The organism is Paenibacillus humicus NBRC 102415, assembly GCF_004000905.1.
GTDB lineage: Bacteria > Bacillota > Bacilli > Paenibacillales > Paenibacillaceae > Paenibacillus_O > Paenibacillus_O humicus.
Genome location: NZ_BIMD01000018.1, coordinates 1 through 12,676 on the forward strand (window position 1 = coordinate 1; position 12,676 = coordinate 12,676).

The following is a 12,676-nucleotide window of genomic DNA, read 5'->3' on the forward strand; positions in this document are numbered from 1 at the left end:
CTGCGGAACGCCCGCGCGAAGCGGCCCCCGAAGCTCGCAGCGAACGGCGCGAGCATCAGTCGGGGGGCAAGCGGCGCTCCGGCAGGAGCGGCGGTTATCCCCGCCGCGACGGCGACTCGGCGAGCGCAGGCCAGGGAGCGGAGCAGAAGTCCGGCGGAAGCAAGAAGCGTCCGTCTCCGCCTCCGACACCGCCTCCGACCAGCTGAGCGTCAAAAAAAGGATGTTCCCTGCAAGCCGGCTATGCCGTGCTTCGGGAACATCCTTTTTTATCGTTGCCTGCTCGTCCGATTTCAGTTGTCGCTGAAGTCGATGAATGCATCGCGCACGCGGTTCCAGAAAGGGAACGGACGGTAGCGGGCGAAGCTGATCTTGGCAGGAGCGACGCTGCAGCGGATGGAGCGGATATCGGCCCTCTCGATGCTCAGATGATCGATCGTGAGCAGCAGCCTCTGATCCTTTTTGGACACGATGTCGCAGTGGTGATGCTCGGGCAGGATGACCGAGGTGCCCAGCGTCCGGTAGACGCGGTTGTTGATCGATGCGATCTCCGCAAGCTGCAGGGAAGGAATGGACGGGTGGATGACTGCTCCGTTGAGGCTCTTGTTGTAAGCGGTGCTGCCCGACGGCGTCGAGATGACCATGCCGTCGCCGCGGAAGGTTTCGAAGGGCTCGTCGTTGATGTTGACCTGCACGACGAGAGTGCCGTCGACGCCCTTGAGCGTGAATTCGTTCAAGGCCAAATATCCGGTTGCTCCCTCCGGAGTATCCAGCTCGATCTGGGCAATGGGGTAACGGACGATGCGCGGCTTCTGCTCGGCCATCATCTCCACGAGCTGCTCGATCTCATCGGCCTTCCAGTCGGCATAAAAGCCGAGATGGCCGGTATGGACGCCGACGAAGGCAATGTCGTCGACTCGGTCCAAATAAGTATGGAAAGCATGGAGCAGGGTTCCATCCCCGCCAATGGAAACGACGGTATCCGGCTTCTTGTCGTTGCGGACGAAGCCTCGTGACGCAGCCAGCAGGTGGAAACGCTCCGTCAATTCATTGGAATACCGGTCGCCTCTGCTGAGTACCACATAATTGATCAAGAATGGCGCTCCTTCCGAAACAAACAGGATAACCTGATGATAGCGGAAAACCGGCGTGAAAACAATGTCGAACGCACTTCAGCCCGGTCCGAGCCACCCCCACAGCAGATAGACAAGCGCCGTCGCGATAAGGCTGTGCGCGAGCCTTGCGAGCAGGAAGGGACGGTAGCGCAAGCCGGTATGGCTGAGCAGGCTGGCGATCTGGGCGTGGACGGACAGACCGGCCCAGCTAAGCACCCATGCGGCGGCCGCTGCCTGATGGATGAGCGGAACTCCGGCTTCGGCGGAAGCCTTGGCGCCGAGAGTGACCTCGAACAGGCCGCTTACGAAAGGAGCGGCCATATCGCCGGACAAGCCGAATCGAACAAACAAGGCCGCGAAGAAATGCTCCAGCGCCCCAAGCACCGAGGCTTGGCGCAGAAGTTCCATCAACACGGAGAACACGACGACGAGACCTCCGACAACGACCATGAGCCTGAGGCCGGAAGCGATGGAATCCTTGAGCAGCACGCTGAAGGAGCGTCCGTCGAGCAGCCTTGCTTCGTGCATCGCCTTCAAGGCCGCGCTTAGGCCGCGCTGCGGCTTTCCGGTACCGGACTTTCCGGCTCGGGAGGCTGTCTCAGGTTCCGTGGCACCGTGGAAACGCATGAGCACGCCGATGATGAGGCTGCCGCCATAATGAGCGGCTGCAAGAATGGGGGCGAGAGCCGACTGGTGGAAGAAGCCGACCGACACGGCTCCGATCAGAAAAATGGGATCCGAGGTCGTCGTGATGGCGACGAGCCGTTCTCCTTCCACTCGGGTCAGGAGCTGCTGATCCCGCAGCTGGGAGGTGAGCCTGGCGCCGACCGGATACCCTGACAGATAGCCCATCGCAAGCACGAAGCCGCCGCTGCCGGGAATCCGAAAAAGCGGGCGCATGAACGGATCCATCAGCTTGCCCATGAAGTGGACGATTCCTATGCCGAGCATCAGCTCCGAGATGACGAAAAAAGGAAAGAGCGCAGGAAAAAGGACTTCCCACCAGATGGCTAGTCCTCTTAGGGAAGAGTGGAGGACCGGTTCGGGAAAAACGGCCATCAGCGCTGCGAGCAGCGCCGCGCAGAAGGCGGTCACGGTACTGGGGTGTAGCAGCATTCTTGCCATGTAACGATCCGTTCCTCCTTATGAAGCCTGGTTTGCTTTAAGATATGACCAGCGATGGACAAACAGAAGCCGAATCGCAGGCAGCCTGAAGGCAAAGGTGGAGAAGTCGGAAAAATCCAAATGATGAAAAAAATCATTAGAAAACGCTTGCAAAAAGGGGTGGCATTTACGGGGCGATATGGTACAATAGCATTACCTTTACCATGCTTGGAGTGATGGACATGAGTATTGTCGCCGGCATTCTGGTCTGTGCTTTTGTGTATGTGATTCGCGAGTCCCTTATGGCTCCTGGTGAAGAAGAATACGATAGCTGAAGAATCCTACTATAACCACATTCCAAATGCCCGCGGAAGCGGGCGTTTTTTTGTATGTAAAGGCTTTCGTGAAGAAGATGAAAACAAGACTAAAGAACTAATGAGGGAGGCAATTATTGCCGATGAATAGATATAACAGCCTATACGAATTGATGGGCGGTCATGAGACCGTAGCAAGAATGGTGGAGGCCTTTTATCCTAGAGTCCAAAAGAACGAGCTGCTGTCTCCGCTGTTTCAGCGGGATATCGGGCCGGTTATGGAAAAGCAAATCCAATTCCTTACCCAGTTTTTCGGCGGACCTTCTCTGTTTTCCGACCAGCACGGCCATCCGATGATGCGCGCCCGCCATCTTCCTTTCGCGATTACGAAGGAACATGCCGATGCTTGGCTCGCCTGCATGAGCGGAGCTTTGGAGGAGATCGGCATGCCGGAGGATTTGAAGTCCCATGTGCTCGAGCGGCTGTCGGGACCTGCCCATCATTTCGTCAATACCGCTTCGGACGGAGGCAACGAAAGTTAAGGAGATGATCTCCACATGGAGCCGCTATATCAGACCGCAGCACTGTGCCCCTGCTGCGGCAACGGATTCGAGACACCCCGTGTCCGCCCGAGCTTCAAGCGGGCCGTAGCGGTCGACACCGATTTCTGTTCTCATTTCAAGGGAATTCATGCCGACTATTATGTTGTCCGGGTTTGCCCGCAATGCGGCTTTTCAACGACGGAGAACAGCTTGAGCAGCCTTACCGATGCGCAGAAGGAGAACTATTATTCCCTGTATGGACGGATGTGGCAGCCCCGCAGCTATAGCGGTGCGCGCACGAGCAGCCAGGCTTTGGACTGCTACAAGCTGGCCCTGCTCAGTGCCGTAGCCGCGCAGGACAAGGATCGTTTGATCGCCGGACTTCTCCATCATATCGCCTGGCTGTACCGGGATGAGGGCGACAGCGGCCAGGAGATGCGGTTTCTCCGGCATGCGCTGGAATCTTATCGGCGGGTGTACGAAACCGAGAAAGTGGACAATGACGCCAAGCTCATGTACCTGATCGGAGAGCTGCACAGGCGTCTCGGCGAACGGAAGGAGGCGGTGTGGTGGTTCTCCAGAGTGGTGAACGACAAGCGGATTGTGGACGCCGCGATGATCAAGGCAAGCCGCAGCCAGTGGCAGCTGGTGCGCGAAGGAAACGAGGATGCGCCTGAATGGATGATGGGGGGCATTCCGCAAACAAGCGGAGGTTATGAAGCGCAGGCTATCGGCTGAGGTTCATTCCTTGTATAAATGCAAGCAGGGCGTTCGCCCGTCATGGTGACGGGCGCGCCTTTTTTTCATTGCTTGGGCGCAAAATGACTCCAGCCTCTTTTGCTTGAAGGCAGGAGCGGCGGACTTGAACAGCAAAAAGAAGTCCCTGAGCAGCAGCAAGGCTGATAGGGACTTCCAAAATTAGTGAAGGCGGCGAAGATCGGTGTCGGTGAGCAGGTAGTCCTTGTCGGCATCGACAAGCGTGACCCTGCTGTGGCAGCATGGAAATACGAGCAGCCTTTTGGCTCCGGAAGATACGCTTTTCAGATCGGCGGGCTTCAAGGGAAGCAGGACATGGTCGGTTCCGCAGAAGGGACAGGTTACATAGACGTCCTTCATCATCACGTCGTAAGGCAACGCCTTTTCAAACGGGATCATGGGTATCGCCTTGCTGCGGATCGGGTGCGGATTCCGCCTCGTTCGCGGTATCCGGCGTATTTTTGGCAAGCTCGGCCATCTTCTGAAGCAGAATGTGGCGGGGCATATGCATGAGATGCTCCAGCGGAATGTTAAGCTCTTTGGCCAGCCGAACCGCGGTTTCGGCTGACAGCTGCAGGGGTCTGGACATGGCGGTGCCTCCTCAGGCCGGTTCCGTCTCCGCAGAACAGGGTAGCGCGTCGGAGCGGATTGGCGATATAATTCAGTTATACAACGGGAACGCCGGCGGTGCAAACCGAATGCTTCTGCCGGATAGCCCATGGCGGGCAGCTGCCTGCCGAAAGGAGACCGTCCATGGAAACCAATACATACCCGCTGACATGGGATTTGGATGTCTTTTTCAAAGGGGGAGCCGCATCCCCGGAGCTGGAGGAAGTTCTCAAGGGCGTGAAGGCCGACATTGCCCGCATCAGCCAAACGATGCTGGCTTCTTCCGGTTCGGAAGGCGTTCCGGGAGCCAGGCCGGAACAGCTGGAGGAGTGGACGGATACCCTCCAATCCATCCAGGTGCGCCTGCACGAGGCCGCTTCCTTCGTCGGCTGCCTGATGGCGGAAAATGTGGACAATACAGCGGCTACCGCTCTTAATGGCCGCATCCAGTCCCTGGAAGCCGACTATCTCATCGCGCTGACCCGCTTCGACGACCTCATCAGCCGCACTCCGGATTCCATCTGGGACGGCTGGGTACAGAGCTCTCCGGTCCGCTTCTACCTCAACGAGCGGCGCCAGAACGCCAAGGACAAGCTGAGTCCGGAGCTGGAAGCGCTGGCGGCCGACCTGGCCGTCGACGGCTACCATGGCTGGGGCAATCTGTACAGCCGCATCGTCTCCCGCGCGAAGTTCCGCGCCAAGGACAAGGACGGTCAGGAGAAGGAGCTTTCCGCAGGCCAGATGTTCAACCGTTTGTTCGAGGCGGACCGTGCCGTGCGGGCCGAGTCCTTCGCCGAGTGGGAGCGCGAATGGGCGGAGCATGCCCAGCTTTGCGCCGATGCGCTGAACCATATTTCCGGCTTCAGGCTCAAGCTGTATGACCGCCGCGGCTGGAGCGACGTCCTCAAGGAGCCGCTCAAGGTCAACCGGATGACACAGTCGACGCTGGATGCCATGTGGGGAGCGATCAACGAAGGCAAGCAGGATCTGGTGCGCTACTTCGAGCGCAAGGCCAAGCTGCTCGGGCTTGAAAAGCTGGCTTGGCATGACATCACGGCGCCGATCGGCGGTGCTTCGAAGCATATTCCATACGAGGAAGGCTGCGACCTGATCCGCGAGCAATTCGCCAAGTTCGACCCGGCGCTGGCCGAGTTCGCCGACAAGGCTTTCCGCGAAGGCTGGATCGAGGCGGAAGACCGCCCCGGCAAACGTCCTGGCGGCTTCTGCACCTCGTTCCCCGCGACGGGACAGACCCGTATCTTCATGACCTACTCCGGGACGGAGGACAATGTGTCTACGCTTGCCCATGAGCTCGGACATGCCTACCATCAATACGTCATGGACGGGCTGCCGGCGTTCTCTCAGAACTATGCGATGAACGTGGCCGAGACGGCTTCGACCTTCGCCGAGATGATTGTGGCGGAATCCCAGCTCGAGCAGGCGAAGACCAAAGAAGAAAAACTGTCGCTGCTGGAGCTGAAAATCCAGAACGGCGTTTCGTTCTACATGAACATCCATGCCCGGCTCCTGTTCGAGGTCCGCTTCTACGAAGAGCGCCGCAACGGCGAAGTATCCGTCGAGCGCCTGAACGAACTGATGGTCGAAGCCCAGCGCGAAGCGTTCAGCGGCGTGCTTGACGAGGCGCATCCTCATTTTTGGGCTGCGAAGCTTCATTTCTACATTACGGATGTTCCTTTCTACAACTTCCCGTACACCTTCGGCTACCTGTTCAGCGCAGGCCTGTACGCCAAAGCCAAGGAGGAAGGCCCTTCCTTCGCGTCCCGCTACGTCGACCTTCTCCGTGATACGGGCAGCATGACCGTAGAGGAGCTGGCGCTCAAGCATCTGGGAGTGAATCTGCAGCAGGCCGGATTCTGGCAAAGCGCGGTCGCGCTGACCAGCGAAGACATCCGCCAGTTCATGGAGCTGACGGAAGAATAATTCGAACCCCTTTTCTCCATTCCCGCCGGGATGGAGGAAAGGGGTTTTCCTTTCATCGCTGCAGCTGCTCTCAGCGGTATGCCCGCTCATAAGCAAGCCATTCCGCTCTCCATGAAGATTCCATAAAGGCTCTTGAATCGCCGCTGGCGTCGGGAGTATGCTTGACCCGGGCGAAAGTTTTTCGAGCTTCAAGCGGACGGAGGAAAAAGCTCTGAAAAAGTTGAACCCGGCGGCGGAAAAGGTGGAATAAGCTGCCGGTGTAGACGAGCATGTTAAAGGTCGGGGCTTTGGACATTCCGGCTGCGCTTGACGGCGGCACAGCCGGCGGATTCATGGTTTGTCTTTTTGGCCGAAAGGGTAAAAAAACGGATGGACATATGAACAGGAGGCAGGAGAAGCATGAAATTCTTTTTGGATACCGCCAATGTCGAGGAAATCAAACGGATCGCCAAGCTGGGTCTTGTAGACGGAGTGACCACGAATCCGACGCTGGTTGCCAAGGAAGGCCGCATATTCAAGGAAGTCGTGCAGGAAATCTGCAGCATCGTATCCGGTCCGGTCAGCGCCGAGGTCACGGGCTCCACGAGCGATGAAATGCTCAAGGAAGCGCTGGAAATAGCGGAATGGGCGCCGAACGTCGTCATCAAGGTCCCCCTGACGGAAGACGGCCTGTTCACGACCCATGCACTCTCCCAAAAAGGAATCAAAACCAATGTGACGCTCGTATTCTCCGCCGCTCAAGGGCTCATGGCGGCCAAGGCGGGAGCGACGTTCATCAGTCCGTTCGTCGGCAGGCTGGACGACATCGGCATGACGGGCATGGATCTTGTGCGTGATTTGACGACGATTATCAACAATTACAAGTTCCAGACCGAGATCATCGTAGCCAGCGTGCGCAATCTGGAGCATGTGAAGCAGGCTGCGGTCGCCGGAGCGCATATCGCTACGATCCCGGGCTCCTTGCTGCCGTCGCTGTGGAAGCATCCATTGACGGATATCGGCATCGAGAGATTTACGGCTGACTGGAACAAGATGCAGGCCAGCCTCTCCGCCAAAGGCTGACGAGAAAGAAGATTGACGGGATTTTAATCTCCGTGATATAGTGAATTCAACTAAATTTTGGTCATGCGGAAGCACCGCGAACGATCAGGGTACCCCCTGTTGCGTTTGCGGTGCTTTTTTGCGTCTCCATGAAGGAGGACTCCATGGGAAAGCTTGATCTTATTCTGGCTGCCGACGGCGAGTACGCCAGGCGCTTAAGCGAATATATGCGGGATATGCCCGGCGGCAGATGGCGGGTAACGGCTTGCACGACGCCGGATAGTCTTCGCGGTTATTTGAAGGGAGGGTATCCGGTAGATCTGGTTCTGGTCGAGCCCGCATTCATCCATGAAGCCGAGAAAGCCTGTCCGGTTTCCAGGCTGGCTGTTCTTGTCAGAAGGCGGGGGGAGGGAGGCGGACATCCGGAGCTGCTTCAGTTCAGACCGCTTCCGGAGCTGATCGCATCTATGGAAGCGGTGCATGCGGGGACAGATGCGCTCAGGACATCGGCAGACGGGAGAGCGTTTGTAGCAGCCGTCTACGATCCGGCAGGAGGGCAGGGCAAGACGGTGCTTTCCATAGAGCTTGCCCGACAAGCGGCGGCGCAGGGCCAGCGGGTGCTGTACCTCAACTTCGAGGTATGGGAGGCTTCGGAGGTTTTTCTGGGCTCAGGATCCAGCACCCCCGAAATGGAAGGAGGAGTCGGCAGGCTGCTTTACTGCCTCAAGGCGGGCAAGCAGGATGCGGCCCGGCAGCTTGGGCAAATCCGTACGTTCAGCAGCGCGGTGAAATGCGACTATTTCCCGCCGTCTCCGGGACCGGAGGAACGGCTGGCCATGACCGGCGAGGATGCTGTCCTGCTGCTCGATTTTCTTGCCGGCGGCGGGTTTTACGATTTCATCGTAGCGGATATGGACAGCCGGCTGGACGAGGCCGCTGCATCGATCTGGCAGCGGAGCGGCCGCATCGTCTGGCTTGTCCCCTCATCGGAATCCTCAATCGCGAAAACTCGCTCGGCGCTGGACTACGCGGCGAGAGCATACCCGGACGGGCTCAGGATGGAAGAGCGGAAGGTATTGTTCGTGCAAGCCATGGCAAGGCCAGATTCGCAGAAAGCGGCGGAGCTGACGGGCGGCCGGGGGCCGGCCGCCAGGGATCCGCAGCTAGACTATGCGGCTGCCCTTCCCGTCATGGCCCAATACCGCGAGGGCGGGACCGTAAGTCCCGCTTATGCCAACACGGTGCGGCAGCTTCTGCGGCGAATGCTTCCGGAGCTTGCCGGATGAACCGCTCCGAGGCTGGCGCACGATACGGGACAGGCAGCCCTGGTTATGTCCGGGAACAAGACTTGCGGCTGGAAATCGCCTCGCTTCGCTCCAGGGTCCGCTCCCTGGTCGACATGAGCGGAGAGATCAGCGACTCGGGATTGACGGCGGCGATAGAGGCGACTGTGGCCGAATGGCCGGGAGGCGCCAGACTGACTTCTACCGACAGGCTGGCGCTGGTCAAGCGGCTCTATCATTCCTTCCGGGGATTGGATGTGCTTCAGCCGCTGCTGAATGACGACTCGGTTACGGAGATTATGATCAACGGGCACGAGACGATTTTTGCGGAGCGGTCCGGCAAGCTGGAATGCCTGCCTCTTTCCTTCGAGAGCCGCGAGCGGCTGGAGGATCTCATCCAATCGATCGTAGCCGCTGTTAACCGGGTCGTCAACGAATCCTCCCCGATTGTAGATGCGCGCCTGCCCGATGGATCGAGAGTTCATATCGTGCTGCCGCCGATAGCCTTGCAGGGCCCGGTTCTGACGATACGGAAATTTCCCAAGCAGCCTCTGCTCATGGACGATTTGATCGCGGCCGGCTGTCTGGACGAGGAAGCGGCAGCATTTCTGGCGCAGCTGGTCCGAGCGGGATTCAACCTTTTCATCAGCGGCGGCACCGGTACGGGCAAAACGACCTTTCTGAACGCCTTGTCCAGGTTCATCCCGCCGGATGAGCGGCTCATCACGATCGAGGACTCGGCTGAGCTTCAATTGAAGGCGCCGAACCTGGTGTCTCTGGAGACGCGGAATGCCAATACCGAGGGGAAGGGGGAGATTCCGATGAGACAGCTGATCCGAGCTTCCCTGCGCATGCGTCCGGATCGGATCATCGTCGGGGAAGTGAGAGGAGCCGAAGCGCTCGACATGCTGGCTGCCATGAATACCGGGCACTCGGGAAGCATGGGTACCGGCCATAGCAACAGCGCCAAGGACATGCTGAGCCGGCTTGAGACGATGGTATTGAGCGGTGCGGCTGAGCTTCCGCTCGCGGCTATCCGGCAGCAGCTCGCTTCCGCGCTGGATATCATCGTTCATTTGTCCCGGATGCGCGATCATTCCCGCAAAGTGCAGGAAGTCGTGCAGGTGACCGGAATGAAGGACGGGGACATCCAGCTGGAGACCTTGTTCCGGTATGAGGATGGAGCGGGGAGAGGCCGGCTCCGACGGCTGCCCATTCCGCTGGCCCGCATGGACAAATGGGTTCGCTGCGGTTTCGATCCGATAGAAGCGGGGGTGTCAGCAGTTGAACAGCCGCCTGAAAAGAATTGATCCCGTCAAGGCGGGGCTGCTGGCAGCCCGGCTCGGCTGGGAGCCCGCAAGATCACAATCTGCCTGCCGCATCCGGCTGCCGGATTATTCCGTCTTCTCCTTGACACGCAAGCAATTCGCCGTTTCCGCGGGAGCGGGGTTCACGGCAGTATTCGCCGCCGTTTATTTGTTCTATTTGTCCGTACCGGCCGCCGCCGCCTGCTCGATTGCGGGGCTTCTGGTCCCGAGGAAATACAGGGACTATTTGCGGCGCAGACGCCAAGCCAAGCTTAGGCTGCAATTCAAGGAAATGCTGTTTTCGCTGTCATCCTCTCTAGCGGCCGGGAGGTCGGTAGAGAACGCTTTTTTCGCCTCGCTTGACGACCTGCGTCTCATGTACCCGGAGTCTCGCTCCGATCTCATGCTCGAGCTGGAAGCGATCCGGCATCGATGCGGCAACGGCGACCCGCTGGAGGCCGGGCTTGCCGACTTCGCCTCGCGGTCCGGGGTGGAGGAGATCCGGCAGTTCGCCGACGTTTTCATTACATGCAAGAGGACAGGCGGCAACCTGATCGAGATCATACGGCGCACCTCCCAAACGATCGGGGAGAAAATCGAAATCAACCAGGAGATTGATGTCATGATTTCCCGCAAGCGTTTCGAAGCCAGAATCATGACAGGCGTTCCCTTCGCTTTCATGGCTTTTCTGCACGGTTCGGCGCCGGACTATATGGCCCCCCTTTACGCAGCGCCTGAAGGGTATATCGTGATTACAGCCGCCTTGTTGATGCTGGCGGCATGCGGGTGGCTGATGATGAGGATCATGGCTATCCGATTGTGAAAAGGAGGAATAAATCCATGTGGACATTATGGATGGCTGGATTGATGGCTTCCGCATGGCTGACCGCCGCGTGGAGGCATGCGGCGGCCGGCGGCAGGCCGCTGCCTGCTGTCCTGCTCCGCTGGGACAAGCCGGCTCTTGCCGCTTGCTTCGGAGCCCCAGCGTTGCTCCAGGCGGTGGAAGAGGCCGGACTGATGCCGCGCATCGAGGAGCATGTAGCGGGCTTGCACGCCTCCATGATCATCCTGAATGGAGAAGCATGGACTCCGGACCGTACCCGGCACTTTCTGGCGCTGGCTTGCTTACAAGGATGCGGGGCCGCTCTGGCCGGCTTGCTGCTCGCCGCTGCCGCCGGAGAGCAGGCTGTCGCCTGGCTGGGGCTTGCATGCGGAGCGCTGATTCCGGCCTCCAGGATCCGGGGCATCCGGGAATCCCTCAACAAGCGAAAACAAGCCTTGCTGCTTGCCTTGCCTGACTTGCTGGTCAAGCTGATGCTGCTCGTCGGAGCCGGAGAAACGATGCAGAAAGCATTGGCGAGATGCGCAGCCTGCGAGGCAGGGGGAGGTCTGGAGAGGCTGCTGCATGCAGAGCTGGGACGCGCCGTCCATGCCATGGGCAACGGGTTGTCGTTCGCCGCCGCCATGGAAGCGTTCAGCCGCCGCTGCGCCGTTCAGGAAGTGTCGGTCTTTACGACGGTGCTTTTGCTCAATTATCGTCGCGGCGGCGAACAGCTCGCTCTATCCTTGCGCGAGATCTCCCATCCATTGTGGGAGAAACGCAAAAGCCTGGCCCGCATTCGCGGAGAGGAAGCTTCTTCCAAGCTGGTGTTTCCGCTGACAGGGATTTTCTTTCTGCTCATGGTCCTTGTCGGAGCTCCCGCGATGCTGCTGATGAACTGACTTTAGGCTACGAATCTTTTATGGTCAACATTACATTAATTGGAGGCGGTCTGGATGAGCACAGCAGTATGGTACAGCTGCAAAAAGGCGGCAAAAAAATTCGGGAGGTCGGAGGACGGTCTCGGTACGCTGGAGGTCATTCTGATTATCGCTGTCGTCATTATTATCGCGCTATTGTTCAAGGACTGGATCATCGAGCTGATCAATAATCTGATGGGAAAAGCGGATGATCAGGCCAATACGATCTTTGAATGACCGTATCCGTAAGCTCTGCAGCTCCACCGGAGGAAGCTTTACGCTGGAGGCGAGCACCGTCTTCCCGCTGCTATTCGGCGCCTTGTTTCTGTATTTCATCGTTGCTTTGTACCTTTTTCAGCAAGGAGTCTTCTACTCCGGAGCGGTCATGGCATCCGAAGCGGCGGCTTTCCGCTGGGACAACAGCAGGCGCGATGCGGCTTCGGGCCTGCCGCCGGCAGGCGAAGACGACGGGTTGTATTGGAGGCTGACGGAGGATGGACTTCTACGAGGCATGATGAATATGGGCCAGCCGGCGGAGTCTATATCGGCCTACCCATTGGACCGCCGAGGCGCCGTACCTTATGATCTGCCTGCCGTCAAGCTCGCCAAGGCAGGCGATAGGCTGAACGAATCATGGACGGGAGAGATGCGTTACTTGCGCGGCGTGCACGGCATGATCGAGACAAGACTTTATCCTTCTGTTCCGATTGATCTACCGGGCGGCAGGAAGATCGGCGCGGCCGCCAAGGCTCAGCCTTCCGACCCGGTCGAATTTATCCGTTCGATCGATCTTGTCCGATACTACACGGCGAAATTCCGAACTTCGGAGGATATCTCCCCGGACAAGGCCGGAAAGGTGCTGCAGAATTATGGAGGAGCCCAATAAGAATGAAGAAGCCTTCCGAAAAAAAAGGCTGCAGGAAGACG

The 12,676-nt window shown here is 58.6% G+C and carries 18 protein-coding genes; 13 read left to right on the top strand and 5 right to left on the bottom strand.

Annotation, left to right across the window (positions count from 1 at the left end; all coding sequences use genetic code 11):
• On the top strand, positions 1 to 206 hold a 206-nt coding region (locus PHU01S_RS25770; RefSeq protein WP_048747559.1), incomplete at its 5' end, for a hypothetical protein.
• An 84-nt stretch (positions 207 to 290) separates the two neighbouring features.
• On the opposite strand, the gene PHU01S_RS12700 is transcribed toward PHU01S_RS25770, so the two are convergent.
• Together PHU01S_RS12700 and spoVV are read right to left on the bottom strand one after the other, a co-directional pair.
• The gene (locus tag PHU01S_RS12700) at positions 291 to 1,088 is read right to left on the bottom strand and encodes an NAD kinase (RefSeq protein ID WP_048747565.1); all 798 of its coding nucleotides are present in this window, start codon (positions 1,086 to 1,088) and stop codon (positions 291 to 293) included.
• Between the two features lie 81 nt (positions 1,089 to 1,169).
• Entirely contained in the window at positions 1,170 to 2,237 is a 1,068-nt protein-coding gene (gene spoVV / locus PHU01S_RS12705; protein WP_127507874.1) for a dipicolinic acid transporter SpoVV, read from the bottom strand.
• A gap of 54 nt (positions 2,238 to 2,291) precedes the next feature.
• On the opposite strand from spoVV, the gene PHU01S_RS25775 reads away from it, so the two are divergent.
• From PHU01S_RS25775 to PHU01S_RS12715, 4 genes are all read left to right on the top strand, one after another.
• Positions 2,292 to 2,453, top strand: a complete 162-nt coding sequence (locus PHU01S_RS25775) for a hypothetical protein (protein WP_157054040.1) — start codon at positions 2,292 to 2,294, stop codon at positions 2,451 to 2,453.
• Between the two features lie 75 nt (positions 2,454 to 2,528).
• Entirely contained in the window at positions 2,529 to 2,681 is a 153-nt protein-coding gene (locus tag PHU01S_RS26310) for a hypothetical protein (RefSeq protein ID WP_218032446.1), read from the top strand.
• Positions 2,674 to 3,072, top strand: coding sequence for a globin domain-containing protein (locus PHU01S_RS12710; protein ID WP_049869336.1), 399 nt, complete (start codon positions 2,674 to 2,676; stop codon positions 3,070 to 3,072). Before PHU01S_RS26310 ends, PHU01S_RS12710 begins: the two co-directional genes overlap by 8 nt.
• A gap of 15 nt (positions 3,073 to 3,087) precedes the next feature.
• Positions 3,088 to 3,810, top strand: a complete 723-nt coding sequence (locus PHU01S_RS12715; RefSeq protein WP_127507876.1) for a DUF2225 domain-containing protein — start codon at positions 3,088 to 3,090, stop codon at positions 3,808 to 3,810.
• 180 nt (positions 3,811 to 3,990) lie between these two features.
• Here PHU01S_RS12715 and PHU01S_RS12720 read toward each other — a convergent pair whose 3' ends face one another.
• Together PHU01S_RS12720 and PHU01S_RS12725 are read right to left on the bottom strand one after the other, a co-directional pair.
• A complete protein-coding gene (locus PHU01S_RS12720) occupies positions 3,991 to 4,227 on the bottom strand; it encodes a hypothetical protein (RefSeq protein WP_021880808.1) in 237 nt (78 codons plus the stop codon).
• Complete coding sequence (locus tag PHU01S_RS12725) at positions 4,214 to 4,417, bottom strand: YycC family protein (RefSeq protein WP_021880809.1); 204 nt, start codon at positions 4,415 to 4,417, stop codon at positions 4,214 to 4,216. The genes PHU01S_RS12720 and PHU01S_RS12725 overlap by 14 nt, the downstream gene beginning before the upstream one ends.
• Before the next feature lie 164 nt (positions 4,418 to 4,581).
• On the opposite strand from PHU01S_RS12725, the gene PHU01S_RS12730 reads away from it, so the two are divergent.
• Positions 4,582 to 6,378 (top strand): M3 family oligoendopeptidase, encoded by a 1,797-nt coding sequence (locus PHU01S_RS12730; protein ID WP_048747564.1) that lies wholly within the window; start codon positions 4,582 to 4,584, stop codon positions 6,376 to 6,378.
• Positions 6,379 to 6,448: 70 nt separating this feature from the next.
• Here PHU01S_RS12730 and PHU01S_RS26315 read toward each other — a convergent pair whose 3' ends face one another.
• Positions 6,449 to 6,673, bottom strand: coding sequence for a hypothetical protein (locus PHU01S_RS26315; protein WP_127507878.1), 225 nt, complete (start codon positions 6,671 to 6,673; stop codon positions 6,449 to 6,451).
• 104 nt (positions 6,674 to 6,777) lie between these two features.
• Between PHU01S_RS26315 and fsa the strand changes: the two genes are divergently transcribed.
• The 7 genes from fsa to PHU01S_RS12770 all read left to right on the top strand — a co-directional run bounded on the left by fsa (position 6,778) and on the right by PHU01S_RS12770 (position 12,635).
• Entirely contained in the window at positions 6,778 to 7,440 is a 663-nt protein-coding gene (fsa, locus tag PHU01S_RS12740; protein WP_021880812.1) for a fructose-6-phosphate aldolase, read from the top strand.
• A 143-nt stretch (positions 7,441 to 7,583) separates the two neighbouring features.
• Positions 7,584 to 8,705 carry a P-loop NTPase family protein gene (locus PHU01S_RS12745; RefSeq protein WP_127507880.1) on the top strand — a complete coding sequence of 374 codons (1,122 nt, stop codon included), beginning with the start codon at positions 7,584 to 7,586 and terminating at the stop codon, positions 8,703 to 8,705.
• 113 nt (positions 8,706 to 8,818) lie between these two features.
• A complete protein-coding gene (locus PHU01S_RS12750; protein WP_083436470.1) occupies positions 8,819 to 10,012 on the top strand; it encodes a TadA family conjugal transfer-associated ATPase in 1,194 nt (397 codons plus the stop codon).
• Positions 9,987 to 10,832: a type II secretion system F family protein gene (locus PHU01S_RS12755; RefSeq protein WP_246029222.1), complete on the top strand. Its 846-nt coding sequence runs from the start codon at positions 9,987 to 9,989 to the stop codon at positions 10,830 to 10,832. The genes PHU01S_RS12750 and PHU01S_RS12755 overlap by 26 nt, the downstream gene beginning before the upstream one ends.
• Before the next feature lie 17 nt (positions 10,833 to 10,849).
• Positions 10,850 to 11,731 carry a type II secretion system F family protein gene (locus PHU01S_RS12760; protein WP_053086988.1) on the top strand — a complete coding sequence of 294 codons (882 nt, stop codon included), beginning with the start codon at positions 10,850 to 10,852 and terminating at the stop codon, positions 11,729 to 11,731.
• A 54-nt stretch (positions 11,732 to 11,785) separates the two neighbouring features.
• Positions 11,786 to 11,986, top strand: coding sequence for a Flp1 family type IVb pilin (locus PHU01S_RS12765; protein WP_049869340.1), 201 nt, complete (start codon positions 11,786 to 11,788; stop codon positions 11,984 to 11,986).
• Positions 11,979 to 12,635: a hypothetical protein gene (locus PHU01S_RS12770; RefSeq protein ID WP_048747092.1), complete on the top strand. Its 657-nt coding sequence runs from the start codon at positions 11,979 to 11,981 to the stop codon at positions 12,633 to 12,635. Before PHU01S_RS12765 ends, PHU01S_RS12770 begins: the two co-directional genes overlap by 8 nt.
• Positions 12,636 to 12,676: the final 41 nt, after the last annotated feature.

What these genes read in the sequence shown, in the direction of transcription:
- spoVV (WP_127507874.1), bottom strand. Translation starts at nt 2,237, where the DNA reads ATGGCAAGAATGCTGCTACACCCCAGTACCGTGACCGCCTTCTGCGCG.
- PHU01S_RS25775 (WP_157054040.1), top strand. Translation starts at nt 2,292, where the DNA reads ATGGACAAACAGAAGCCGAATCGCAGGCAGCCTGAAGGCAAAGGTGGA.
- PHU01S_RS12710 (WP_049869336.1), top strand. Translation starts at nt 2,674, where the DNA reads ATGAATAGATATAACAGCCTATACGAATTGATGGGCGGTCATGAGACC.
- PHU01S_RS12715 (WP_127507876.1), top strand. Translation starts at nt 3,088, where the DNA reads ATGGAGCCGCTATATCAGACCGCAGCACTGTGCCCCTGCTGCGGCAAC.
- PHU01S_RS12720 (WP_021880808.1), bottom strand. Translation starts at nt 4,227, where the DNA reads ATGATCCCGTTTGAAAAGGCGTTGCCTTACGACGTGATGATGAAGGAC.
- PHU01S_RS12725 (WP_021880809.1), bottom strand. Translation starts at nt 4,417, where the DNA reads ATGTCCAGACCCCTGCAGCTGTCAGCCGAAACCGCGGTTCGGCTGGCC.
- PHU01S_RS12730 (WP_048747564.1), top strand. Translation starts at nt 4,582, where the DNA reads ATGGAAACCAATACATACCCGCTGACATGGGATTTGGATGTCTTTTTC.
- PHU01S_RS26315 (WP_127507878.1), bottom strand. Translation starts at nt 6,673, where the DNA reads ATGTCCAAAGCCCCGACCTTTAACATGCTCGTCTACACCGGCAGCTTA.
- fsa (WP_021880812.1), top strand. Translation starts at nt 6,778, where the DNA reads ATGAAATTCTTTTTGGATACCGCCAATGTCGAGGAAATCAAACGGATC.
- PHU01S_RS12745 (WP_127507880.1), top strand. Translation starts at nt 7,584, where the DNA reads ATGGGAAAGCTTGATCTTATTCTGGCTGCCGACGGCGAGTACGCCAGG.
- PHU01S_RS12750 (WP_083436470.1), top strand. Translation starts at nt 8,819, where the DNA reads ATGAGCGGAGAGATCAGCGACTCGGGATTGACGGCGGCGATAGAGGCG.
- PHU01S_RS12760 (WP_053086988.1), top strand. Translation starts at nt 10,850, where the DNA reads ATGTGGACATTATGGATGGCTGGATTGATGGCTTCCGCATGGCTGACC.
- PHU01S_RS12765 (WP_049869340.1), top strand. Translation starts at nt 11,786, where the DNA reads ATGAGCACAGCAGTATGGTACAGCTGCAAAAAGGCGGCAAAAAAATTC.